The organism is Okeania hirsuta (genome assembly GCF_003838195.1).
Lineage (GTDB): Bacteria > Cyanobacteriota > Cyanobacteriia > Cyanobacteriales > Microcoleaceae > Okeania > Okeania hirsuta.
In genome coordinates, this window is sequence record NZ_RCBY01000029.1 from 1 (window position 1) to 25,445 (window position 25,445).

Here is a 25,445-nt window from a genome sequence, read left to right on the forward strand (position 1 = left end):
TAATTATTGAATTGATTTGAGACTTTTTACTCTTGAAAATTTTGGTATTTTTGACAGTGATTTGAGAAGCGATAGACTGCCAGTCCGCAACGCGATCGCATATTCTCCATTTGAAATTTTATTTTTGGTCATTTGTCAAAAAAATTAGATGCGTTTTCCCTGGCCGTAGAAGTGAGAAGATGATTTTTTGATCACTAATTAAACGGACATGATATAAGAAGGAGAAAATTGGTATAAGTCCTGTATCTGTTATAATCAAATCAAAAAAGTTGGTGAGTTGAATAATGCTTAAAATAGCTATTGATGGTTTAGATGCTGTCCAAGCTACAGAAGAAATTCTGGAAATTGAAGGTATAGAAGGTAGTTATAAAATAGATGCAGATGGCAATCAAAAAGGGATTGATTTAGCAACCATTCTGACAATAGTTGGAATTGGTTCAGGAACTTCTGTTATTATTAATAATACTTTAACCATTGCAGAGAAGATTTTTCAGTGTTTCAAAAAACATGAGAAAAAACTAGAGAAGGTCGAAATTGTTTCTGGAGAAAAGCGACTTTTACTGAAAGATGCAACTGTAGAACAAATCAAAGATATTTTGGAAAGTTTCGGATAAAATAGCTATGCAAATTCTCCACTTAAACTTGAAATTAATAGGGGATGATTATGCCCAATTCCGATACTTTTGGAATAATCCCAATGATTACCAATCTTATCAATTATCTCTGACAGAAATTTCTGCTCTAATTGAAAAGTTAGAGAGAGGTTATTACACTAGACTGCCAGACGAATACGCCAAAACTGGTCAAAGACTTTATAATTGGTTAGATGGAAATGACCGTATTTTGCAAAGAGAATTAGATAAAAATCAACGGGAAGGAATTGTTTTAGCAATTTCTACTTCCGAAAGATTAGCTCATTTACCTTGGGAGTTGCTCCATGATGATAATGGATTTTTAGTTCAGCGTAAACCTGCCATTATTCCTGTTCGTTGGATGACAGATAATCAACAACTTTTTTTTCAAAATCAACCTCATAACCGAGCATTAAATGTTGTGTTTATTGCAAGTTCCCCCCGCAATACGAGAGACGATTTTTCTGAACTTGATTTTGAAGCGGAGGAGGGAAGTATTTTAGAGGCAACTAAGCGATCGCCTCTATATTTAGAAGTAGAAGAAAGTGGTTGTTTGACTGAGTTAGGTTATCTAGTGGAAAGTCAGGAAGAGAATTTTTTTGATGTTGTTCATCTCACAGGCCATGCAAAACTTCGGAACAATAAACCTTGCTTTGTTACTGAGACAGAATATGGAGAAGCAGAATATAGTAGTGCCGAAGATATTGCTACAGAGTTACAATTTCAGCACCCAAAACTGATTTTTTTATCCGGTTGTGGGAGTGGATATTCACATCGGGAAAATATTCCGTCAATGGCAGAATCTTTATTAAGTCAAGGTGCAACAGCAGTTTTAGGATGGGGCGATCGGGTATTAGATACAGACGCAACGACAGCAGCAGCAAAACTATATCAGGGATTGTCTTCTGGTAAGGGAGTAACGGTAGCATTAGCGGAAACTTACCAAGAATTAATTAAGGTTAATGCTAGAGACTGGCATAAATTACGACTTTATGTGGCGGGTAGTTTACCGGGAGCGTTAGTAACTCCCTTGAGAAAACCAGGTAGAAAACCTGCACCCCGTTACCAGAAAACTATTGAATTTAGAGATCCAGAAGGCAAACTTAGGGTTGCTACTCGTCAAGATTTTGTTGGCCGTCGTCGTCAGTTACAAAATTGTCTCCGTGCTTTTAAGTTGGATGAGAAGTTGGGAGTATTAATTCATGGTATGGGAGGTTTGGGAAAAAGTACCATTGCTTCTCGACTTTGGGAACGTTTATCGGAATATGAAAATGTTTTATGGTGGCGACAAATTGATAATTCTAATTTAGTGGAAAAATTGGCGGATAAATTGAGAGATGCTGACCTACGTTTTGCCTTAAAGAATAACCAAGATGAACTTAAATATAGGTTGCGAGATTTGTTTGAAAATTTGATTGAAGCTGGAGAAAAACCTTTTCTTTTTCTTTTCGATGACTTTGAATGGAATCTCGAACCTCGTGAAGGCGGATATGTTTTGAAACCTGAAGCGGCAGAAGTTTTAAATGCTTTGGTTTTTGCAATTCGAGAAGTAGGTGCGAGGGAAAAAATTATTATTACTTGTCGTTATGAGTTTCAATCTGATTTATTAAATGAGTTTTGGGTACAAGGTTTAGACGCATTTAGAAAAGCTGACTTAGAGAAAAAGTTGAAACGTCTGGAGAATTTTAAGTCGGGAAAAGTTGATGAAAAGTTAATCGCAAGAGCGTTAAAACTTGCAGATGGAAATGCTCGTTTATTGGAATGGTTGGATAAAGATGTGCTTGGTTGTGAGGATATTGAGGAGAAGTTAAGTCAGCTTGAATCTGGTTCTGAAGATTGGCAAGGAAAGATTATTTTGTCTGAACTTTATGCACAAGTTGATAAAAAAATTGTGCGGGTATTGAGTCATTGTTTGGTGTTTGAAATTCCTGTACCGATGTTAGCTTTAGAGGCGGTTTGTGAGTCTATTTCTGGTTATAAAGAACAACTAAATAGAGGGATTGATTTAGGTTTGATAGAGGTTAGTTCGGAAGTAGAAGAATCTGAGCGTCTTTATCGAGTTTCGCGGATTTTACCTCGTATTATTTCGAGTATTAAATTGCCGGGAGTTCCTGATGTTTATTCTTTGTATGAAAAAGGTTTGAAAAAGTTGTTTGAGGTATGGGGCAGGAGAGACAATAGAAGTCAGGAAAAATGGCGTGAGATTTTCCGTTTAATGTTTGCTAACAAAGAAAATTCTCAGAGATTTCGACGGGGGTTTTATCAAATGCTTGATGCTGATTTTTCTGAAGTTGATGAAGCTTATGAGTCTGAACTTAGGCAAAGCAAAACTGAACTATCAGAGGATAATTTTTATGTTAAATTAGAAGAATATTTGTGTCAAGATGAATGGATAAAAGCTGATGAAGAGACAGCATTTATTTTGTATCAAGTAATGGCATTAAACAATATTCACAAAGAAGATATTCATGAGGAGATTCCACTTTCAATACTTAGAAAAATAGACCAAATTTGGGTAAAATATAGTAAAGGTAAGTTTGGCTTTTCTGTCCTAGAGGGAACTTATCAGAATTTGGTTAGTACGAGAGAATGTAATGAACAAGTATGGGAAGCGTTCTGTAACGAAGTCGGATGGCGTGAAGTGGAATGGTTGGATGACTCTGACCTAACTTCTGGTGAATACACATTTGGATTGGCACCTTCCCTTCTACAGGGGCCTTGTGTATACTAAGCTAGAACCGTTAAGATAAAAAAATTTTTGAAACTCAATTTCGTGAGTTTTCTCTATTTCAGCATTTTTGATACTTGGTACAGTTCAGTTATCAGTTATCAGTTTTTTATAACCCATTTCTCCCTCTACACATCATTAAAAAATTGCATTGCCACCTCTTGTTGTGAGGTACTTATACTTTTCTATTCAACCTCTTAGATTTTCCTTTGACAAATGTAGCGATAAGTGACATTAATTAATTTGAGTAACAGTAGGTTGGGTAGAACGAAGTGAAACCCAACAAATAATACCAAATTCAAAACAAGCAGTTAGAGTTGGGTTTATCCTTCGGATAAGCTGCGCTAACGTTACCTCAACCCAACCTACAAATACTAGAATTTCCTTTGACAAATGTAGCGATAAGTGACATTAATTAATTTGAGTAACAGTAGGTTGGGTAGAACGAAGTGAAACCCAACAAATAATACCAAATTCAAAACAAGCAGTTAGAGTTGGGTTTATCCTTCGGATAAGCTGCGCTAACGTTACCTCAACCCAACCTACAAACTGCCATATCCTTCCAAAGTAATTATTAGAGGTTTTTATGAATTTAAAATTAGTTAAATCCCTAGCATAAATTATTAATAACTTAACCCCAGAAGAAAAACAGGTTTTGGGGACAATGATTAATTTAATTCAAGATAATAACCAACCTGAAAATCAGTCTTGGCATGAATTTATTGAAAACACTTATGGCAGTATCCAAGATGAAACTTTTGTTAGATATTCTCAAGGTAATTTTGAGCAGAGAGAATTATTTGAATATTAGATACTATAGCAAATCCCACAGTTACAAAGTACATTTAAAATCCCCCTAAATCCCCCTTGGAAAGGGGGATTTTGAAGGCTCCCCTCACTGAAATTACCATGACTAAAACTCTATTAAAACCAGAAAATTCAACTCTATTAACAGGAATTAAATGGGAAACCTATCAAGCATTATTGTTAGATTTAGCAGAAAATCCTGGTAAAAAATTGACCTACGACCAAGGTACATTAGAAATTATGACTCCCTTACCAGAACATGAAATTAATAAAGGTTTTTTAGGACGACTGGTACAAACAACTACAGAAGTATTAGGATTAGAAATATCAAGTCTTGGTTCGACAACATTAAGTCGAAAAGATTTGCAAAAAGGGGTTGAACCTGATGAATGTTATTACATCACCAATGAGGAATTAGTACGAGGTAAAATTAAATTTGATTTAGATCGCGACCCACCTCCAGATTTAGCAATTGAGATTTATATTACCAGCAGTTCTTTAGACCGTTTAACAATTTATGCTGCTTTAGGTATCCGAGAAATATGGAGATTTGATGGAGAAAAATTATTTATCATTTTCTTTGTGGGTTTAATACCCCACCGTCTACACGGTGTTCAAAATTACTTGGGGTTAGAATCCCCATGTAATTTTCCTCCTGTCTCCTGTCTCCTGTCTCCTGTCTCCTTCTTCAATTATTGTTTGGAAAATTGGAGTTATCAGGAACAATAAAAGTCAAATGTTTTGCCAATTTTATCCAAGTCAGTTATTTTAAACTTTCTCATTAGGCGAGGAGAAAAAGGAGAGAATGCTTTACTCCGTGAATTTCGTCAATGGTTAGAAAAATTTACCTAGAAATGTCTATTTTACTAAAAACAGAGTTTTATTCTAATAACTCTAATAAATGATATATAGGCTATTTCTATTGACTCCTGACTCCTGACTCCTGACTCCTAAAAAATGCAGTTACAGCCATCATTCCCCAAATAACTCCTAAACGAAATTTAGTTGCAGAATGTACTTCAAATTGAGCAGATACTAATAACTGATGTAATTCTGCTTGGGTATAACATTGTTGATGAGCAGGGTCGAAAATTTGTAAGAACCAGTCACAAATTCTACAGACAAAATAATCTTTATTCCAGTCAATAATTATTACTTTACCATTTGGTTTAAGCACCCGTTTCATTTCTCCTAATGCTACTTGAGGTTTGTCAAAAAAATGAAAAGAATTAGCACATACAACTACATCAAAAGAATGACTGTTAAATGGCAATGAATGAACAGATGCTTGTTGAAACTTAACGTTAGAATAAGCCTGATATTTTTTCCTAGCTACATTTAACATATTTTCAGATATATCAACTCCTATAATTTCTTGTTTTAGATTTTTGTCAAGCAAAAGTCTTTCAAATTCCCCAGTGCCACAAGCAACATCTAAAATACTTGCTTGTGGCTCAATTTGCTCCCAATTATGTAGAAAGGTAAGAGTATTAATTATATAATTACGCCAGCGTAAATCGTAAATATTAGCAAGTTCATCGTATTGCCTTTGAATTTTAATTTCGTTCATGTTATTTCAGTTATCAGTTATTAGTACTATAAATTTGAAAAAAGAATATTACTAATAATAAGGGCAGTCAAAATATTTTACCGAATAATTAAGGTTTAAAACCTCTCCTTTAAAGGAGAAAAAAGCGGTCGATCTTCGCAGCTTCCCGAAGGGTGGGATGGCGTTAGCGGAGCGGCTCTGTCAAGAGCGGGTTTCCTCGCCATATCCAATCGACCAAGAGAAGAAAAAATTTTCCCTTTTGCGTCAATTATCTTCTTTTCAAGGAGAGGTAATTATTAATTGTTGAAAGGAGATGTCTCTTTGACTAATAAGATAAGTTTTTAACTAATAAATGGTATCGAAGCTATTCATTCTGACTCCTGAATTCCCCTCCTGGGAGAGGTTAGGGGTGGGTTGACACCTAAAAAATTCCCCTAGCTATTTGTAGCAAACATTTATCAAATTGGTATACCTCCAGTTAAAGCTATAACCTTGAAATACTGAGGTTTATTTTTTCATCAATTTTTGAAGGTTATAGCTTGCCTAAACTTTTTCAATATATCAATACTTTTGACTTTTAACTTTTAACTTCCGCGTAGCGACACTAGATACATCAATTATTTATTCCTACTCCCTATTTTATGGAGAAGTTTAATATAGATACTTAACTTGGGGATATTTAGACAAAAATTTCACAAAATATAGCGTTTCCCAAGCTAATGAGGTACAGTTTTTTTTCTTATTTATCGATTCCTACAAAACCAGAGTTACCGAATAATTAAGGTTTAAAGCCTCTCCTTTAAAGGAGAAACAAGAAAAAAATTTCCTTTGAGTCAATCCTCTCCTTGAAAAGAAGAGGTAATTATTAATGATTAATTATTAATTATTGAATACTCCCTACTCCCTACTCCCTAAAACCAAGGAATTTTGTACCTCACGCTTTTTGGGAATTGCTATATACTTGACCAAATATTGATATAAAAAGTAAACTCTAGGAAAAATTAATTAATCATTTAACTAATCAAACATTATGATTTCTCTGAATAATCTGGGGGTAACTTACCAAGATGGCACAATAGCTTTACAGAACATTTCTGTTGAATTTACTCAAGGGGAATTCACGGTAATTTTAGGGTCTTCTGGGGCGGGAAAATCTACCCTCTTACGCTGTATAAACTTTCTTACTCATCCTACAAGTGGTCAAGTCATTACTGAAGGTAACAGTAATTTACATCACCCCAAAATATTACAAAAACATCGTCAAAGGACAGGAATGATTTTTCAACAACATCAATTAATTCCTCGACAAACAGCTCTGAAAAATGTTCTAGTAGGTCGTTTAGCTTATCATTCTACCCTGAGAAGTTTATTCCCTCTTCCTAAAAAAGATCAATATATTGCCTTAAACTGTCTAGAAAGAGTAGGTTTATTAGACAAAGCTTTAACACCTGTGAAAGCTTTAAGTGGAGGACAACAACAACGAGTAGGAATTGCTCGTGCTTTGGCCCAAAAACCTAAATTTCTCTTAGCTGATGAACCGATCGCTAGTTTAGATCCTGCCAGTTCTCATCAAGTTTTATCCAATTTACGAAATATTTGTCAGGAAGATGGAATTGGAGCTTTAGTTAGTTTACACCAAGTTGATTTAGCTTTAGAATATGCTGATCGTATTATTGGATTAGGTAAAGGGACTATTCTCTTTGATGGTAGTCCTTCAGAGATAAAAAACCAACAACTTGAAGAAATTTATCAAAGGGAACAGGGAATAGGGAATAGGGAATAGAAAAGAAGAAAAACAACTTTACCTCATAACTTTGGAAATTGCTATATATCTAACTCTACCTTTAAGTAAAACTGCATAAATGTTATTTATAACACATTAGAAAAAAAAGGGATTGACTTTTGATAGACAAGATTTATAATTATTTCATTAATTGTTTAGTCAAGACAGATTATGTTAAGTTTAATCCTCAAAAAAAATTTTTTGATAGTGGTTTTTTTGGCTTGGTTAGGTTTAGTGAGTTGTAGTAATTCTAATACTCAAACATCAAGTACAGAAAATCAGCCTACACAAGCAGATATAAAAGCTAACCCTGATAAATTAGTTGTTGCTTTATTACCAGATGAATCTGCAGCTACTGTCATTCAAAATAATCAAGGACTTGAGACTTATTTAGAAAATAAACTAAGTAAAGATATTGAATTATTTGTCAGCACTGATTATTCTTCTATGATTGAAGTGGCTAGCAAAGGACGTTTAGATTTAGCCTATTTTGGTCCATTATCTTACGTTTTAGCCAAAACTAAAAGTAATATTGAACCCTTTGCTGCTTTAGAAAAAGATGGAAAAACCACTTATCAAGCTCTAGTTATTGGTAATGCAGAATCAGGAATTGATTCCTATGAAAAAATAGAAGGAAAAGTTATGGCCTATGGCGATCAAGCTTCTACTTCTAGTCACTTAATTCCCAAGTCAATGTTAATGGAAAAAGGATTAAAACCAGGGGAAAATTATGAAGAAGTTTTTGCGGGTGCCCATGATGCTGTTGCTGTTGCTGTTGCTAATGGAAAAGCACAAGCGGGAGGGTTGAGCAAACCCATTTTCACTGCCTTAGTTGAGAGGGGAACAATTGATAAAAATAAGGTAATTATTATTGCTGAATCTAAACCTTTTCCTCAATATCCTTGGACAATGCGTTCTGATTTAGAACCTGAACTTAAAGCACAAATTCAACAGGCATTTTTAGAATTAGAAGATGAAGCGATACTAAAACCATTTAAAGCAGATGGATTTCAATCAATTACAGATGAAGATTATAATGTGGTGAGAGACTTAGGAAAATTACTCGATCTTGATTTTGCTGAATTGAGTAAATAATAAATAAGCTGTCAGCTATCAGCTATAAGACCCGGATTAGTATAGTAATATTTAATTCTAAACCCTGCTCTTAAGCAGCTCAAGTTTCAATGAAGCTTTTATGTAAAACGAAAAGCAATAACTAATGGCTGATGGCTGACCGCTGACCGCTGAATGTTTACAAAAATTAGTCAATTTTCTTCTAAAAATTATCTTTACTGACAACTGATAAATGATAACTGATAACTGAAATAATGGTTACTTCTAATAAATTTGATAGTTTGCTCCGTCAACAACAAAGAAGTTGGTATATTTCTTTGACTAAAACATTGACTTTGTTAGGCATTATTTTAGTGAGCTTTGGGAGTGTGGGATTACTTGATGGACAACGGTTATCTGAGGGGGTTCCTGACTTAATTGGCATGGTTGGAGAAATGTTTCCGCCAGATTTTAGTCGCGCTCTAGACTGGATTAAACCTTTAGTTGATACTATTGCTATGAGTATTGCTGGAACAGGTATGGCTATTGCTCTTTCTCTTCCCCTTTCTTTAGGAGCTGCTCGTAATACTACACCTCATCCTTTTGTTTATTTCCTATCAAGAATGATTCTAAATATAGCCAGGGCAATTCCTGAATTAATTCTAGGAATTCTTTTTGTGGCAGCAGTTGGATTTGGCACACTTCCTGGGGTATTAGCATTAGGATTTCATTCAATTGGTATGGTGGGAAAATTTTTTGCTGAAGCTATAGAACATACAGATAATTCTCCGATTGAAGCTGCAAAATCTGCAGGTGCTAATCATTTACAAATTATTTTTCATAGCATTTTTCCTCAAATTTTTCCTCAAATTGCTGATGTGACTTTTTACCGTTGGGAATACAATTTTCGAGCTTCAATGGTATTAGGTGCTGTGGGAGCTGGTGGCATTGGGTTTGAGATTATTGGAGCCTTACGTTTACTCAAATATGAGGAAGTTTCCGCACTTTTATTGGTTGTGTTAATAATGGTTACTTTAGTTGATAGTTTAAGTAATTATTTACGTCAAAAATTTATTTAATTCTAGTCAAAGAAAGAAGGAAGAAGGAAGAGGGAACAAAGAAGAAGGAAGAAGGAGTAAATATTGAAAAAAAGGGAAAAACTATAGGGTGCATCTCATATTTGCAAAAATACTTTTTTCCTATATATTCCCTATTCTCTATTCCCTGTTGCCTGTTGCCTAAAAACTATAAATTTTTGGCTTTATTCTTGCATTGAGATGCACCCAAACGATAGATATAACTATCTAAAATTAATTAGAGCAGCTATCTTTTTGTAGCATTTTTTTTAATGTGGTATTACGCTGGCGAAGCCAGAAACTCGGTTTTTGATGTTTACTATTAAAAATCAACCTTCTTCCTTTTTCCTTCCTCCTTCTTCCTTCTTCCTTTTTCCTTCCTCCTTCTTCCTTCTTCCCTCTTCCTTCCTCCTTCTTCCTTCCTCCTTCCTCATTATGAATAAAAAACCTAAAGTTGTTATTACCCATTGGATTCATCCTGAAGTTATTGATTATTTGAGTCAAAGTTGTGATGTTATTCTCAATCAAACTCAAGACACATTATCTCGTGAAGAAATTATCAAACGAACTAAAGAAGCTGAAGGTTTAATGGTATTTATGCCTGACTATATTGAATCGAGTTTTTTAGATGCTTGTCCCCAATTAAAAGTTATTGCAGGAGCTTTAAGAGGTTATGATAATTTTGATATAGATGCTTGTACAAAACGAGGTATTTGGTTCACAATTGTTCCCGATTTATTAGCAGCACCCACAGCAGAATTAACCATTGGTTTACTAATTGGATTAGGTCGTCGAATGTTAGAAGGCGATCGCCTAATTCGTGATACTAACTTTCAAGGATGGAAACCACAACTTTATAGTACCGGATTATTACATAAAACCCTAGGAATTGTAGGGATGGGAAAATTAGGAAAAGCTTTAGCTCAAAGATTAGTAGGATTTGAAATGAATTTACTCTACAGCGATCCTATTCCCTTATCTGTAGAACAAGAAACTGTCTGGAAAATCTCTAGAGTGTCTTTAGAAGAACTCTTAACAATTAGTGATTATGTAGTATTAATGGTACCCTTAATTCCTAATACCTATCATCTGATTAATCAAGATACCTTAGCTCAGATGAAACCAAACAGTTTCCTAATTAATCCTTGTCGGGGGTCAGTTGTAGATGAGACAGCGATCGCCTCAGCAATTCAATCAGGACATTTAGCTGGATATGCTGCTGATGTATTTGAGATGGAAGATTGGGCAATTCCTCATCGTCCTCAAGACATTTGTGAGGCATTAATAACCGAGAAAAATCAGACTTTTTTTACACCTCATATAGGTTCCGCTGTTGATGAAATTCGCCATGATATTGCTCTTGAAGCAGCTAAAAATATTATTCAAGTTTTATCAGGAAATATGCCTCAAGGAGCAATTAATAAGCTATAATATAGAATCAATTTGAATAATTACTATTCAAAAGACTAGAGGCAGATATGTAAAACCCCTAGTCTCTCATCAGTAACCTAATTATTTAAAACTTTTGATTGTAAATTTAGTTAATTTACAGCTTGACAATATTCTTCATAAACACCATCAAGCAATAAATTTAAAGCATCTACTGCCTTAGCTGCTGCTGATAATGCTTCCTGTTTTTCAACATCAGTTTCGCACATTTTTACTAATGCTTCTCTTGTAACTTGGCTGTGAATTTCATCAGCTTTTTCATGTACTTGAAAAAAGGCTAAAGCTGATTCAGAATTAATGCCATAAAATTCTTTCAAACCAGCAATTTTAGTAGTAGCTACTTCAGGAATTTGAGACTCATAAGCATAAAGAGCAGCTAAACCTTTTGCCGGATTTTCACTGCGGGATAACTCTTTGAGAATACTTACAGATTCCTTGGTTTTTGCTAAATGTTGCCTATTCTTAACTGCCTCTCGTTTTACACCCAAACCTTCCGCAAAACGTAACCATAATTCCGGATGATTTGCTGCTCCCATTTCCTCTTCCATGAGATTTTCCAAGAGCATTTTACGAGTTTCTAAATCATCACAAGCTGCATGAGTAGCACTAACATAAGTGGGGAAATAATGAACTTGTAGATAATACTCTTGAGCATACTCTTGCAACATTTCTAGAGAAAGTTTTCCTTCATTCCACATTTGGTAGAAAGAATGCTTAAGTAAATGTTGTTTTTCAATAATCTCATCAAGTTGTGCAAGGAAATCTTGTGCAGTCATTTGTGTATTTTGAAGCAACATACTTATTTAGTAAATTAATAGTTTCAGATATGGATATTATCATATGTTGCTCTATAGCGCTACGCGCAAGTCAGAAGTCAGAAGTCAGAAGTAATCCCTGATTGAGTTTGAGTGTTTACAATTGCCCTAACCTATTTGCGTACTGCTATAACTAAAATTTATCGTCCTCACTAAAAGATGTAGTGCTATAGTTTGGAAGATATTTAGCCATTACCATATATTTGTAACTACGTCAAACCATTGTTAGAGCAACTGATGAAAATTAGTCAATCTTTGTTGAATAAATATCAGGTAATTTCTTGAAAAACAACGAAATAATCATGGTTTTGGGCTTAAAAATCTTATCAAGTCACAAATACCCTTGGATTATTATCTATTAATTTTATCATGGGAAAGCTGAAACTATTGAAACTCCGTTAGCTAATTGAGGCTTTTTTTGATGTTTTTTGTCAGAGGTTGATGACAAAGTTGAAAAATTTAAAATTAGAAGCTGAAATTGATAATTAAAACTTTTCAAATAGCGATCGCTGAAGTCAGGAATGAGAATTCAATAATGGGACTTACACAAAGTAGAGTGTTGACATCCTCCCGACGCTGCTCTTACGAGACAGCGCGGGATTCCCTAGCATTGCTGTTAGGGGTTTTCTGCCTCATCGCACCTGTCCTCTGGGATTTGTTCCCTTCAGATCTTACGGTCGCTCCGCAGACTGACACTGCTAGCCCAGCAGCCAAAATATTTATACTTGCATTTATATCCCTATCATGGTGACTACCACAGGAGTGACAATCCCACTCTCTAATCTTTAGAGGTAATTTTTCTACTACATGACCACAGTTAGAACTCGGAAAATCCTTATATTCCAACAACTAACAGCAAGTTGTTACTAGTTACATCTTTAAAAATCTTGAAATTTAGGATAGACTGTACCAGCCTCATCACAAATGCGGGATGTTTTTTTGAAAAACAATAACTAAAATACTAACAGACTCCATAAACATATCTTAATCAAGTAACAAAAAAATGATGATCAACGATCCTCAAAAACTATTAACTACCCCAATCGATGATAACTGGAAAATACCAAATAGGGTACTAGAAATTCCCCCTCATGGTATTCCTTTACATCCAAAAAGCCTAGAAAAATTATTACTTACAGCCAAAGAAGATAATTCCATAATTGTTTTTCAACCAACTTTGCCTATTCTCTCAGAATTAGGTTTACCCACTTATCCGATATTAGCCTATTTATATCCCCAACAATTCAGTAACATCTGGCATAAATTACAGCCACAAATTGAAGATTTCTTAACAGGTAAAAAAAACGATCGCATTCCTTTGACCTTAATATCTGAAATTGATATTGATGAACAACTACATTACTTTACTGACCATTATGGAAAAGCAATTAATCCCTCTTATGTCAGAGTAATTGTCGGTAATACCTGCAATCTCAAATGTGTCATGTGTCCCTATCACAGTTCTCTGTTAAAACCAACTCATACCACAGACTTTTTTCAAGGGAAAAAACAGATGTCTTGGCAAATGATGGAACGACTAGCACAAGACTGTGGCAAAGCCGGAATTACCATTTTTATTGGCAGTGTTGAAGAACCTCTTCTACATCCTCAAATTATAGATTTTATTCAACTCTGTAGACAGCAAGGAGTTCCTAAAGTTCATCTGACAACTAATGGTCAACTGCTGGATGAGACTAGAGCTACAGCATTATTAAAAGCCGGATTAACCAGTATTGATATTAGTATTGATGCAGCAACTCCAGAAACTTATTTAAAAGTTAGAGGAGCTGATTTTAACCGAGTAGAATCTAATGTAATTAATTTCCTGAAAATTAGAGATAAATTAGGAATTTCCTGTGAAGTCAGAACATCCTTTGTCAGAAATCAAGATGTAACAGAAGCAGAAGAACAACTATTTTTTAATCGTTGGTTATCGAAAGTAAATAGTATTTTTATTTTAAATGTCGCCGAATATCAACAAACCAATATGCGACTCAAAAAAACTAATCAAGCAGTACAAAAATCTCTCCAATATTATCAACAAAAAGCTCAAGAAAGGTGGCCTTGTTTATTTCCTTTTATAGAAATGGCAGTCTTGCCCGATGGCAGAATATATTATTGTATAGAAACTTTATTTAGATTAGGCTTTGACAAAGATATTGAAAGTTTAGGAGATTATCATCAACAAACATTACAAGAAATTTGGTCTGGAGAATTATTTAAGCAACTGCGACGAGATTTAATATTGAATGAATTAGAAAAAAGAACAGCTTGTAAAGATTGTGATATGTGGATGTCACAAGTTATTAATAGAGAAACAAAAGATGAATGTCAAGTTCTGAGTACTACAGTCACAGAAATTTATTCTCAAGTTTAATAAAGTTTCATCCTTAACTGCAGGTGGGCCTTTTAGAGTCTGGTGACGGTTGAATGAAAAATACAAAAATTAACATTGGGAAGTCTCAAGATATGCTATCTATACTGATGTATAGAGTATCTTTGTCGTCAATATATTGCGGTTGATCCATAAGTACCTTGTATTTCTCAAATAGTTGATTTACTTGGCTCTGAAAATTTAACTTTTGGCTCAGATTATCCACAAATGGATTGTCAGTCATATACTGTTAAAAGTGTTGTAGAGCTTAAGGAAAAGTTATCTCAAGAATATGGTGAACAAAATTGTTTGGGATAATCCCAGATATTTTTATGGTTTGATTTAATTAATAAAAAAAAGGAGAGAACTTATGTTTGGAGGTCGTAATTTATTTCATAAGGCTAGTAAAATTAGTAAACTATCGAGAGAAAAAAATATAAATTCTCATTCGGTAGAGTTTCTCACGCGTCTTTATCAGCAAGCAAAGCAAATTTCTCAAATCATTACCTATATTTGGCGATGGGCTGATGAAGAGAGTCCGGAAAATGCAGATAAAAAAAATACTGCTAATGAATTAAAAGCTTACTTTATGAAACCAACTACAGGTGATGAAGTCGGTGAAAATTTAAAAAAATTGTTCAGAGCTAGTCCTCAATGTCCAGGTAAAGAATGGGACTTGCTGCAAGCTGTTTTTGGTCCAGAGATAAATGAAAAATATATTTTTCCTATCTTTGACGAATTTGAACTGGGTGAAAGCGATACTGAGTTCCTTGGTTACTTATTTAATGTCAACATTAATTCTTTTAATGGAGTGATGAAAGATCCAGATATCAATTCTGCATACCTGTTTACATTTGAAATTCCCTATCCTCCATGCCCCCCAATCGGAAATTCAACAGTGACAATAGAAGATTTGGATAATTGGATAGCTAACAGAGAAGAAGATACATATTTTTCAGAAAATCCTTATATTCCAACAACCTGTAGTTAGTTGTTGCTAATTACATCTTTAAAAATCTTGACATTTAGGATAGACTTCACCCGCCTCGTAACAAGTGCGGGATTTTTTTATGGGTACAATTAAGTACGAAGAGCCACTCCTTCACTGGTAAAAATAACTACCTCAAAACCTTACTTACTTGATAAAATATGATGAAAGACTATGAAATCATCAAAAAAATCTATGAAAGTTCTAACTCCTTAGTTTATAGAGCCACCCTAAAGCCAGATAATCAATCTATTATTCTGAAAATCCTGAAAGAAAACTACCCTACTGCTTCTGAACTCACCCGTTACAAACAAGAATATAAAATTACTCGTTCTTTAAATGCAGATAGTATTATTAAAGCTTACGACTTACAAAGATATGAAAATAGTTTAGTAATACTTCTAGAAGACTTCGGCGGTCAATCTCTAAAATCATTACTATCCCAATCTCAATTAAACTTAGAAAACTTTCTAACCATCGCCATCAAAACAACAGAAAGTCTAGCAGCAATTCATAAGTCTAATATTATCCACAAAGACATTAACCCCTCAAATATTGTCTATAACCCCCAAACAGAACAACTAAAAATCATTGACTTTGGCATATCTACCCGTTTATCCCAAGAATTTCTCACAGTCGTTCCCCCCAAGCAACTAGAAGGAACCTTAGCATATATCGCCCCAGAACAAACAGGTAGAATGAACCGAGGTATAGATTATCGTAGCGACTTTTATTCTCTCGGGGTAACTTTCTATGAACTTTTAACCAATAAACTACCTTTTGAAACAACTGACCTCATGGAGTTAGTTCATTGTCATATTGCCCAACAACCATTACCACTACATCAACTAATTCCCGATATTCCTAATTCTATCTCTAACATCATCAACAAACTATTAGCAAAAACCCCAGAAGAAAGATATCAAAGTACTCAGGGAATCAAAGCAGACCTACAAACCTGTCTAGAGCAATTAAAAACTTTAGGAGAAATTTCAGACTTTCCTTTAGCAACTCAAGATATTTGTGATAAATTTCAGATTCCTCAAAAACTCTATGGTAGAGAACAAGAAGTCGAGCAACTGTTAACAGTATTCGAGCAAGTTAGTCTGGGAACCACAGGAATGATTCTAATTTCTGGTTATTCAGGAATAGGCAAATCAGCATTAGTCAATGAAATTCACAAACCCATTACAAAAAAACGAGGAAAATTTATTAGTGGAAAATTTGACCAACTCCAGAGAGATATTCCTTATTCAGCAATTTCTCAAGCATTTCAAGAATTAATCCGTAAACTACTAAGTGAACCAGAAACTACCCTACAAAATTGGAAAAATCAAATCCTAGAAGCTCTAGGAAATAACGGTCAAATTATTATTGATGTAATTCCTGAGCTAGAAAAAATCATCGCTCAACAACCAGCAGTAGAACAATTAGGAGCTAGCGAAAATCAAAATAGATTTAATTTATTCTTTCAAAGATTTCTGAGTGTCTTTTGTCAAAAAGAACATCCTTTAGTAATCTTTATTGACGATTTACAATGGGCAGATTTACCATCTCTGAACTTAATTGAGCAACTAATTGTAGATCCTGACAACCAATATTTTCTGTTAATTGGAGCATATCGAGATAATGAAGTTAATTCTACTCATCCCCTAGTCAACACTTTAGAGAAAATTCAGACTGCACAAGTAGCAGTATCGGAGATTACCCTCGAACCATTAAAAATTCATCATATTAATCAATTAACCGCTGAAACTCTAAATTGCTCCACAGAAATCACCAAACCTTTAGCGGAATTAGTTGCCAAAAAAACAGGAGGCAATCCATTTTTTATCACTCAACTGCTTAATTATTTATATCAAGAAAGTTTCTTAGCATTTAAACCAGCTCAATCTCCTAGTTACTGGCAATGGGATATAGAAGAAATTGAAAGTGTATCGATTACCGATAATGTAGTTGAATTGATGGTAAATAAAATTGAAAAATTGGATGAAAAAACTCAACAAGTTCTTAAATTAGCTGCTTGTATCGGCAATAATTTTAATTTAGAAATTCTGGCGATCGTTAATAATAAATCTCAAACAGTCACAGCTAAAGAAATACAGTCAGCTCTAGATGAAAGTTTAATAATTCCTCTAGACAATAATTATAAAGTTCCTTTGCTTTGGAGTTCAGAAGAATTATCAAATAGCTCAGACATCTCATCTCAACATTCTACATATATTTCCTACAAATTTTTACATGACCGAGTACAACAAGCTGCTTATTATTTGATACCAGAAGCAGAAAAAAAGCAGGTTCATCTACAAGTAGGTCGTTTGCTACTAAAAAATATTCAAGAAGATGAATTACAGAATAATATTTTTGATATTGTTAATCAACTTAACGAAGGTTTAGACTTAATTTATGAGCAATTAGAAAAAGATGAGTTAGCTAAATTAAATTTTCAAGCTGGAAAAAAAGCTAAAGCATCGACTGCTTATCAAATAGCATTAAAGTATTTAGAAACAGGGGTAAAACTTTTAGATTTTCACCAATGGAATTACCAAAGTTCATTAATATTTGAAATTCATCTAGAATTATTAGAACTTCTTTATTTAACAGCTAATTATCTAAGAGTTCAAGATTGCTCTGAGATTTTGCTAAGTAAAAATTACGAGACTTTAGATAAAGTAAAGATATATGAGATTAAGAGTTTATCTTATTTTGCTGAACTGAAGCAACAAAAAGCAATAGAAAATTTTTGTAAGGCATTGGCATTACCCAAAATTGACATTGATGTGCCTCAAGATGGTGATGAAATCATAAAAAGAACCAATCAAGAATCTAAGCATTTAGAATGTCTGTTAAACAATAAACAGATTAAGGATTTAATTCATCTTCCAAAACTTACAAATCCTTATAAAACTTCGGCGATACTAATTTTACAAAAGATAGTACCTTCTATAGCTACTACCAATTCACCTCTAGTAAATTGGTGTATATTCAAGCAAATTAATCTCTGTATTGAATATGGTAATCCTTCTCAAGCAGCTGCTAGCTATATTTTTTACAGTTTTCTTCCCACTAACGATACTAACTTAGCATATCAGTTTGGACAGCTGTCTCTAAAGTTGCAAGATAAGTATTATATGCCCTCACTAGATGCTCTGGTAATCCATATGTATTATGGCTGTGCATGGCATTGGAAAGAATATTTGAGAAATATTGAAGTCCATAAAAAATGCTTATATGGCTTTCAAAAAGGCATAGATGTAGGAGATTATCTTTTTGCTTTTTACTGTTTCATTAGTTATCATCTTATCAATTTATTTGGAGGATATAGTTTAGAAAATATTTTGAAAAAAGATGAAGAATATTTTCCTTTGATTCAGAAACTTCAAATAGAATACTGTATTAATTTTCAACATATCTGTAATCAAATAGTAAACAATTTAATTAATGAGCAAAAAGATTTTATTGTTATTGGTGATTCTTTATCAATAGAAGAATCGTATTTAGATGACTGGAGTGAAAATAAAAATACATGGTTGTTATTTATAGCTTATTTTGCAAAAATATTTCTACTTTACTTTTTCAAACAATACGATAAAGCCCTTAATTATCTAATCAAAGCTCAAAAAAATATTGATGCTTGTTCCAAATACTTGCCTGCACCTCAGCAGAATTTCTATTCATCTCTTACTTTCCTAGCTAATTACCATAATTCAGATCCAATTAAACAGAAACAATTACTCAAACAAGTAGAAAAAAATCAGGAAAGCATGAAAATGTGGACTGGAAATTGCTCAGAAAACTTCCAGCACAAATACGATTTAGTAGAAGCAGAAAAAGCACGAGTATTAGGACAAACTTTACAAGCGCAACAACTGTACGATCGCGCCATTCAAGGAGCAAAAAAATATGAATTTATTCACGAAGAAGCTTTAGCTTACGAACGAGCAGCAGAATTTTATCTTGCCCTTTACAGACAAGAAATAGGTCAATTTTACCTCAGAAATGCCCATCATTGTTACATCCGTTGGGGAGCAAAAGCTAAAGTCAAACAATTAGAAGAGGAATATCCCCAATATTTATTAGGAGTAGCAAATAAAAATAAATCAAAAGGTATTAGTACAACTATTTCTACCTCCGGTAATCATGGAGAAATTCTCGACTTAACCACAGTAATGAAAGCATCTCAAGCAATTTATGGTGAAATTAAGCTGGAAAATCTCCTGCACAATTTAATGAAAATTACCATCGAAAATGCTGGAGCACAAACAGGATTTTTAATTCTCTACCATCAAGGAAATTGGGTTATAGAAGCTCAAGGAAAAATCAACAGCGATGAAGTAACAATTTTACAATCTATTCCCATCGAGTCTATAGACCCCCAAACATCAATTCCCATATTACCAACCACCATTATTAACTATGTAATTCGCACCAAAGAAAATATTGTTCTCAACGACGCAGCTCACGAAGGACAATTTATTAATGACCCTTATATAATCGCCACAAAAAGTAAATCAATTCTCTGTACTCCCTTAATTAATCAAGGTCAATTAAGCGGAATAGTTTATTTAGAAAATAATTTAACCACAGATACATTCACCTCAGAAAGAGTCGAACTATTAAACATTTTATCTGCTCAAGCAGCAATTTCTATCGACAATTCCCGACTTTATCAAACCCTAGAACAAAGAGTAGAAGAACGCACAAAAGAACTATCTCAAACCTTAGACGTTCTCAAAGCAACTCAAGCAGAACTAATCTTTGAAAATGAACTACTAAAAACTGGCAAACCAACCTCTGATTTTAATTATAAAGTAGGTGGAAGTTTGCCCAATAATTCCCCTACTTATGTAGTCCGGCAAGCCGATCGCATCCTCTACCAAGCCTTAAAACAAGGAGATTTTTGTTATATTTTAAATGCCCGACAAATGGGAAAATCTAGTCTGATGGTCAGAATGATCCACCATCTCAACCATGAAGGACATCATTGTGCAGCAATAGATTTAACTCAAATTGGTAATGAAAACGTCACCGTAGAACAATGGTATAAAGGATTAGCAGTGGATCTATTGCGCAGTTTTCGTTTAATGAAAAAATTTAATTTAATCAAATTAAAAACTTGGTGGAATGACAGATTAGATATTTCTCCAGTACAAAGATTAAGTCAATTTATTGAAGATATTTTATTAGTAGAACTGAATAATGAGAACGATGAATCTATCAAAAAAGTCTTCATTTTTCTTGATGAAGTTGATACAATTTTAAGCTTGAAATTTCCAGTAAATGACTTTTTTGCCCTGATACGCTCTTGCTACAATAAACGAATGATTCATCCAGAATCTATATACCAGAATCTCGCCTTTGCTTTTTTTGGGGTAGCAACTCCTTCAGAATTAATGACTGATATGAGAAGAACCCCTTTTAACATTGGTCAAACAATTGAACTAGAAAGCTTCAAAAAACATGAAGCACAACCTTTATTATATGGAATAACAGAAAAAGTTAGTAATCCTCAAACCATGCTGCAAGAAATATTAAACTGGACTGGAGGACAACCTTTTTTAACTCAAAAACTATGTCAATTAATTCGTAATTCAGAAATACCAATTCCAGTCAATGGTGAAGCTAAGTGGATAGAAAACTTAGTACAAGAAAAAATCCTGAAAAATTGGGAAAGTCAAGATGAACCAGAACATTTAAAAACAATACGCGATCGTATTTTTCATAGTAAAAATAGAAGACAAATGCTCGAAATTTATCAACAATTATTAGAGCAAAAAGAGATAATGAGAACAAACATTCCAGAAGAAAAAGAATTATGTTTATCAGGACTGGTAATTAAGCAAAATGATTTGCTGAAAATTCATAACCGCATTTATGAATTAATATTTAATCACAGTTGGACTGAAAAAAATCTGCTTGAGTTGAGCTAATAGTCAGGAGTTAGTCCTCAGAAGTCAGTTCTCAGAAGTCAGGAGTAATTGTGAAATATTCTATTCTGGTCTCCGTTCTACTAAACTTACCCAAACTTCGCTCTGTCTTTTTAAATTAAAAATATCTCAAGCAGGTTCTATAACATTGCTCTTGCCCACTCAATAAATAACTTTGCCTGCTCTGCCCAAAAATCAGAACCCCAATAAACAAAACAACTGGTTTCACATAACAATAACGCTCTAGTTTTTTCAGCAGACCCCTTACCAGACTCTACAACCTTGGCATAATCTTGACTCAACTTTTCAACTGCTGCCAATACCTGTTGTCTAAGGTCTCCCTCTTGCCATTGCTGATGACCGCCGATCCACGAACCCCCGGTTGACTTAAGTCTTACCTCTGTCACTGAACCCTCTGATAAATATGTATCGATATATTGACTTACAGTCAGAAAACCTACATCAGACCAGCGATCGCTCTCCCGAAATAGAGGAGCAAAAGAATTCTTAAAATATTCAAACATCATCACATTACCATTTTCCCCATCAGAAGTCGGCACTACCAAAGCAGGCGATTTCATTCCCACTTCTTGCCCACGATATCGGACATCACTAATACAACCATCAGCATTTTGACCACTTTGCTGTCGAATACCCATATCCGTATCCCTAACCACACAGAGAATACGTTCCGACTCACCACCTGACTCTACCACCAACCAATGCACTCGATTTTCTAACTCTGGCGTACTCCAACCTTCAGGATGTTCCAACGCTGCATTAGGTAAAATAATCCATTCATAACCGCACTTCTTCAACAGACGCACAAATTTTAATGCTTCAGCAGGGTCTCCTGTCATACCCATCTCTGGCAACCAAAACCCTCTTATCCGCGATAGTGCCTCTGTCCCAAATAAATCGGCAAAGACTCGTCGCCATTCCATAATTTGAGCTTCGTGGTCTCGTTCAGGAGTGGCCGGAAAATAGCAATGACTATATGCACTACCAGTAAATTCTATTGTGTCTGAATATTCTGTGAGAACTTCTCGCCAGAGACTAATCACATCTCCTACTGGTTCATTATCAACGTGAAGATGAGAAAAAATGCCATTGGTAGAAAGTTTGGCCATTTCTTCGAGCAATACTCCAGAGTAATCTACCATCATCCGGGGTTGATGACCTTCTTGTATGAGTTGTTTCGCATAACGGGCAGGATTTTTGTATGCTTGAGCAAACCATTGAGCATTCCAATGCTCTTCAGAGTTTTCTTCACTGCCAAGCATTTTTTCTAAGTTGCCCTGTAGTTGACCATTATTCCAAATCGGAGGTTGGTGAAAATGTAACCAGGGGACAAATATGGACAGAGGATTGGGATTTGACACTATATAAAATTTCCTGCACTTTAGCCAGGATACTAGTCAATCATAGCACTTTTAAGAAAAGTTAGGACAAGTTCTCAAATCTTGAAGCTCGATGGAACTTTTGGGGAGTTTCAGAAGCCAAACTTCAAATCAACAACTATTAGTTGACCCTCAAAAGCGTAGAAACTAACTTTGTGAATGTTCTGGGCATTCACAGTTAATTGAGCATTTGGGGAAATATGTGAATTAGAGTTAAGTAAGTTTGAGGCGGAGGTTTCGTCTTTGGCCAGAAGTTCTTCATTTTGATTATAAGCTGATAAGACTGTTCGGCGAGAACTGGTGACTACTCCACTGACAAACTTGACTGGAGATTTAAAGTGAATTTCTATTAGGCCACTTTTTGGCGCTCCCATTAAGACTTTGACGCCTGGAGGCACTGCAAAAGCAGGGTTTGATGGTTCAATCGCAATTGCATTAGAGAAAGTTAGGCCCCAATTTTTAAACTGATGGTCTACTACTTCAAAGGATTTTAAATTTTCTAGGTCAAGGCTAATACAACTAGGCATTGTTGAGAGTTGTAAGAATTCTGATTCAGTCATTTCATCGTCAGGAATGGCTACGGTATATCTGTTGAAATTGTTGACTCTGAAGTTATTGCTGAGAGGATTGATATTTCGCGTTGTATCAATGGGAAAAGTCTTTAGCATTGGACATCCTTGATAAATTTGTCATCGCAGCGAGGGGCTATACCCCTCATTGTATTATTACTTATAGCTTATTCTTGAGAACTTTGCTTTGATCAGGAAAGTTTTCATTTTCTTTAGAACTTCACTTTGAGCAAGGGAATTTTCGGTTTGTATCGATGACTAAGATTGACCATTTCTGATTATGACTTTATTTGAGTTACAAATAAAAATGATTTATTGAAAGTTGTAATAAGGGAATAGGAAATATTAGGAAAAACACTAGCATAAGTCAAATACCAACTCGTTCTTTGCTATATGTAGCTTCTATAGCGCTGTGCGCAGGCAACAGGCAACAGGCAACAGCTCATCTGGGGGAGTAAATTGCCGATAATATAAGACTTTTAGCTATTTAGCCCCTCCTGCGATTTGTAAAGATACCAGCGCTCATTGCTATAAAATTTGATATTGAGAAAGATTAAGATATAAAAAATCAACCGAGTATCTGACTAAAACAATGCTTGATACTCGGTATCTGGAATTTTTGACCCAATTTTACAGCACTTTTTAGGAAGCGTGAGGTACAGTTTTAAGATGAATATTTTTTTCCCTACTCCCTACCTAAAGTCCTAAAATTTTGTACCTCATCAACTCCAAAACTGCTGTAAGTTTTAAGAATCATTCGTTGCTGACAAAACGTTAAGAGATAAAGCCAATTTCACCTTCAACATTAAATTTTTTTTGAGGATGTTCTTTTAAGAACAATTCCACACCTTGTCGTACTTGTTGTCCCCAATAATCTAAACCAACATCATGAAGAATTATTGTTCCTTCTGGTTTAATATAACTAGAAAGTAGTGTTAGGTCTTGTTTGACCGCCTCCGTTCTATGATCTGCATCCAGAAATGCTAGATCGAATGGTCCATATTCTTCACATACTTCTCGACCAATAATTTCTCTGTCTTCAAGGTTAATCCCATAATTTACAACTTTATCTAAATCTTCTTGGTTGGGAAAACCGCAAGAAAAAAAACCTCGTTTTAAGGTAAATATTGTCAAAAATTCAAAGTGTTTAAGCACTTTTTCAACAAAATATAAATGAGTTTGTTTATTTTTAATTTCAAATTGTTTAACGCAAAGAAGATTGAGAAGTTCTACAGGAAGATCGGCATCGACACAAACAATTTTTGACTCTGGTAGACACAATCCTAATACAGCAGTGGAAACTCCGACAAACGTGCCAATTTCTAATATTTTTTGATGATTTTTTTGACGGCTAATATTAATCAATTTTTCGGCATCATCAAGTTTGACTGAGGCATTTTCAATAAATTCTCTTTCAAGTCCTTGGTTACTAAGAAAAGATATTGCTTTTTCTCTTGCTTATTTGACAGTTATCATTTTTAAATAGTGTTTTTTCTATCTGTAGGATATTTATTTATCTTAGCATCTAAGCATTCAGCGGTCAGCTATCAGCTTTAGGAAATTAACTTATTCTCAAATCTAATTTTCCTTGGCATCTCTTTTTTTCCAAAAATCATCACGCATAGTTTGCTCTGATTTTAAGCGAGCAAGTTTTGCTTTTTCCAGGTCTTCATTAAATTTACAAACTATTGCTTGTTCATACTGATAATTAACTATTTCTCTAGCTGTCAAAACAGGTTGTATAAGAGAAACCATTTTAGCTCCAATTGCAGTATGAATTTTTTCTTGAGTTTGCCTAGAATAATGTCTTCCAGTAATCACATACCAAGCAAACATTTCACAATTATTAGTATGAATATTGTACTTGCCAAATTTGTGTAAATATTCACAAGCTCGTTGTTCTTGTTCAACTGTTAATTCTGCCTCTTTTCCTTGATATTCAATTCCTAGAGGACCCCATCCAATTGAATTTTCAAATGTTCCGTCAGACGAAATAAAATAATGTCTAGCAATTCCAGCAGTGGATTCAATTGCAATACTATAAATTGAGGAATTCATACGTTTTATACTCCTTTTATTTATAAAGCTTTTACCGTTTTTATGAAGTACAAAATTTTAGGTTTGAGGGAACAAGGAATAGGGAACAGGGAACACAAAAGAATCAAAACAACTCTACCTCATAGCTTCGGAAATTGCTGTATGTATTTTTTTAAGTTTATACTATGACAACTTGCTTAAGAGGGAACAAGGAATAGGGAACAGGGAACACAAAAGAATCAAAACAACTCTACCTCA

At 34.4% G+C, this 25,445-nt stretch carries 20 protein-coding genes; 11 read left to right on the forward strand and 9 right to left on the reverse strand.

What is annotated here, in order from left to right; all coding sequences use genetic code 11:
- Positions 1-284: 284 nt before the first annotated feature.
- From D5R40_RS07455 to D5R40_RS07470, 4 genes are all read left to right on the forward strand, one after another.
- On the forward strand, positions 285-614 hold the full coding sequence (locus D5R40_RS07455) for a hypothetical protein (protein WP_124144073.1): 330 nt from the start codon (positions 285-287) through the stop codon (positions 612-614).
- A gap of 7 nt (positions 615-621) precedes the next feature.
- Positions 622-3,363, forward strand: coding sequence for a CHAT domain-containing protein (locus D5R40_RS07460; RefSeq protein ID WP_124154439.1), 2,742 nt, complete (start codon positions 622-624; stop codon positions 3,361-3,363).
- Between the two features lie 661 nt (positions 3,364-4,024).
- A complete protein-coding gene (locus D5R40_RS34795; protein ID WP_161564406.1) occupies positions 4,025-4,171 on the forward strand; it encodes a hypothetical protein in 147 nt (48 codons plus the stop codon).
- Between the two features lie 98 nt (positions 4,172-4,269).
- A complete protein-coding gene (locus D5R40_RS07470; protein ID WP_240038857.1) occupies positions 4,270-4,896 on the forward strand; it encodes a Uma2 family endonuclease in 627 nt (208 codons plus the stop codon).
- Between the two features lie 190 nt (positions 4,897-5,086).
- On the opposite strand, the gene D5R40_RS07480 is transcribed toward D5R40_RS07470, so the two are convergent.
- Positions 5,087-5,737 (reverse strand): class I SAM-dependent methyltransferase, encoded by a 651-nt coding sequence (locus D5R40_RS07480; RefSeq protein ID WP_124144075.1) that lies wholly within the window; start codon positions 5,735-5,737, stop codon positions 5,087-5,089.
- Between the two features lie 1,009 nt (positions 5,738-6,746).
- Here D5R40_RS07480 and phnC point away from each other — a divergent pair.
- The 3 genes from phnC to phnE all read left to right on the forward strand — a co-directional run bounded on the left by phnC (position 6,747) and on the right by phnE (position 9,631).
- On the forward strand, positions 6,747-7,499 hold the full coding sequence (phnC, locus tag D5R40_RS07485; protein WP_124144076.1) for a phosphonate ABC transporter ATP-binding protein: 753 nt from the start codon (positions 6,747-6,749) through the stop codon (positions 7,497-7,499).
- A gap of 171 nt (positions 7,500-7,670) precedes the next feature.
- Positions 7,671-8,594 carry a phosphate/phosphite/phosphonate ABC transporter substrate-binding protein gene (phnD, locus tag D5R40_RS07490; RefSeq protein WP_124144077.1) on the forward strand — a complete coding sequence of 308 codons (924 nt, stop codon included), beginning with the start codon at positions 7,671-7,673 and terminating at the stop codon, positions 8,592-8,594.
- Positions 8,595-8,827: 233 nt separating this feature from the next.
- Positions 8,828-9,631, forward strand: coding sequence for a phosphonate ABC transporter, permease protein PhnE (gene phnE / locus D5R40_RS07495; RefSeq protein WP_192901080.1), 804 nt, complete (start codon positions 8,828-8,830; stop codon positions 9,629-9,631).
- Between the two features lie 231 nt (positions 9,632-9,862).
- Here phnE and D5R40_RS37005 read toward each other — a convergent pair whose 3' ends face one another.
- Complete coding sequence (locus tag D5R40_RS37005; protein WP_192901081.1) at positions 9,863-10,096, reverse strand: hypothetical protein; 234 nt, start codon at positions 10,094-10,096, stop codon at positions 9,863-9,865.
- Between D5R40_RS37005 and D5R40_RS07500 the strand changes: the two genes are divergently transcribed.
- Entirely contained in the window at positions 10,064-11,059 is a 996-nt protein-coding gene (locus D5R40_RS07500) for a phosphonate dehydrogenase (protein ID WP_124144079.1), read from the forward strand. The two genes, D5R40_RS37005 and D5R40_RS07500, sit on opposite strands and share 33 nt — an antisense overlap.
- A gap of 110 nt (positions 11,060-11,169) precedes the next feature.
- Here the strand turns inward: D5R40_RS07500 and D5R40_RS07505 are convergent, their stop codons facing one another.
- Both D5R40_RS07505 and D5R40_RS07510 read right to left on the reverse strand, forming a co-directional pair.
- Entirely contained in the window at positions 11,170-11,853 is a 684-nt protein-coding gene (locus D5R40_RS07505; protein ID WP_192901082.1) for a CADD family putative folate metabolism protein, read from the reverse strand.
- 621 nt (positions 11,854-12,474) lie between these two features.
- Positions 12,475-12,741: a zinc ribbon domain-containing protein gene (locus D5R40_RS07510; protein ID WP_375339373.1), complete on the reverse strand. Its 267-nt coding sequence runs from the start codon at positions 12,739-12,741 to the stop codon at positions 12,475-12,477.
- A 154-nt stretch (positions 12,742-12,895) separates the two neighbouring features.
- Here D5R40_RS07510 and D5R40_RS07515 point away from each other — a divergent pair, with 154 nt between their 5' ends.
- Positions 12,896-14,269 (forward strand): radical SAM/SPASM domain-containing protein, encoded by a 1,374-nt coding sequence (locus D5R40_RS07515; protein ID WP_124144081.1) that lies wholly within the window; start codon positions 12,896-12,898, stop codon positions 14,267-14,269.
- 85 nt (positions 14,270-14,354) lie between these two features.
- On the opposite strand, the gene D5R40_RS37525 is transcribed toward D5R40_RS07515, so the two are convergent.
- Positions 14,355-14,510 (reverse strand): hypothetical protein, encoded by a 156-nt coding sequence (locus D5R40_RS37525; protein WP_161564407.1) that lies wholly within the window; start codon positions 14,508-14,510, stop codon positions 14,355-14,357.
- A 126-nt stretch (positions 14,511-14,636) separates the two neighbouring features.
- On the opposite strand from D5R40_RS37525, the gene D5R40_RS37530 reads away from it, so the two are divergent.
- The gene (locus D5R40_RS37530) at positions 14,637-15,257 is read left to right on the forward strand and encodes a hypothetical protein (protein ID WP_205127293.1); all 621 of its coding nucleotides are present in this window, start codon (positions 14,637-14,639) and stop codon (positions 15,255-15,257) included.
- Between the two features lie 158 nt (positions 15,258-15,415).
- On the forward strand, positions 15,416-21,184 hold the full coding sequence (locus D5R40_RS07525) for an AAA family ATPase (protein ID WP_205127616.1): 5,769 nt from the start codon (positions 15,416-15,418) through the stop codon (positions 21,182-21,184).
- 137 nt (positions 21,185-21,321) lie between these two features.
- On the opposite strand, the gene D5R40_RS07530 is transcribed toward D5R40_RS07525, so the two are convergent.
- The 4 genes from D5R40_RS07530 to D5R40_RS07545 form a co-directional block, all read right to left on the reverse strand.
- Positions 21,322-22,563 (reverse strand): polysaccharide deacetylase family protein, encoded by a 1,242-nt coding sequence (locus D5R40_RS07530; RefSeq protein ID WP_240038858.1) that lies wholly within the window; start codon positions 22,561-22,563, stop codon positions 21,322-21,324.
- A 110-nt stretch (positions 22,564-22,673) separates the two neighbouring features.
- Complete coding sequence (locus tag D5R40_RS07535; RefSeq protein ID WP_124144082.1) at positions 22,674-23,249, reverse strand: hypothetical protein; 576 nt, start codon at positions 23,247-23,249, stop codon at positions 22,674-22,676.
- Between the two features lie 675 nt (positions 23,250-23,924).
- The gene (locus D5R40_RS07540; protein ID WP_161564950.1) at positions 23,925-24,515 is read right to left on the reverse strand and encodes a class I SAM-dependent methyltransferase; all 591 of its coding nucleotides are present in this window, start codon (positions 24,513-24,515) and stop codon (positions 23,925-23,927) included.
- Between the two features lie 213 nt (positions 24,516-24,728).
- Positions 24,729-25,208, reverse strand: coding sequence for a C40 family peptidase (locus D5R40_RS07545; RefSeq protein WP_124144084.1), 480 nt, complete (start codon positions 25,206-25,208; stop codon positions 24,729-24,731).
- Positions 25,209-25,445: the final 237 nt, after the last annotated feature.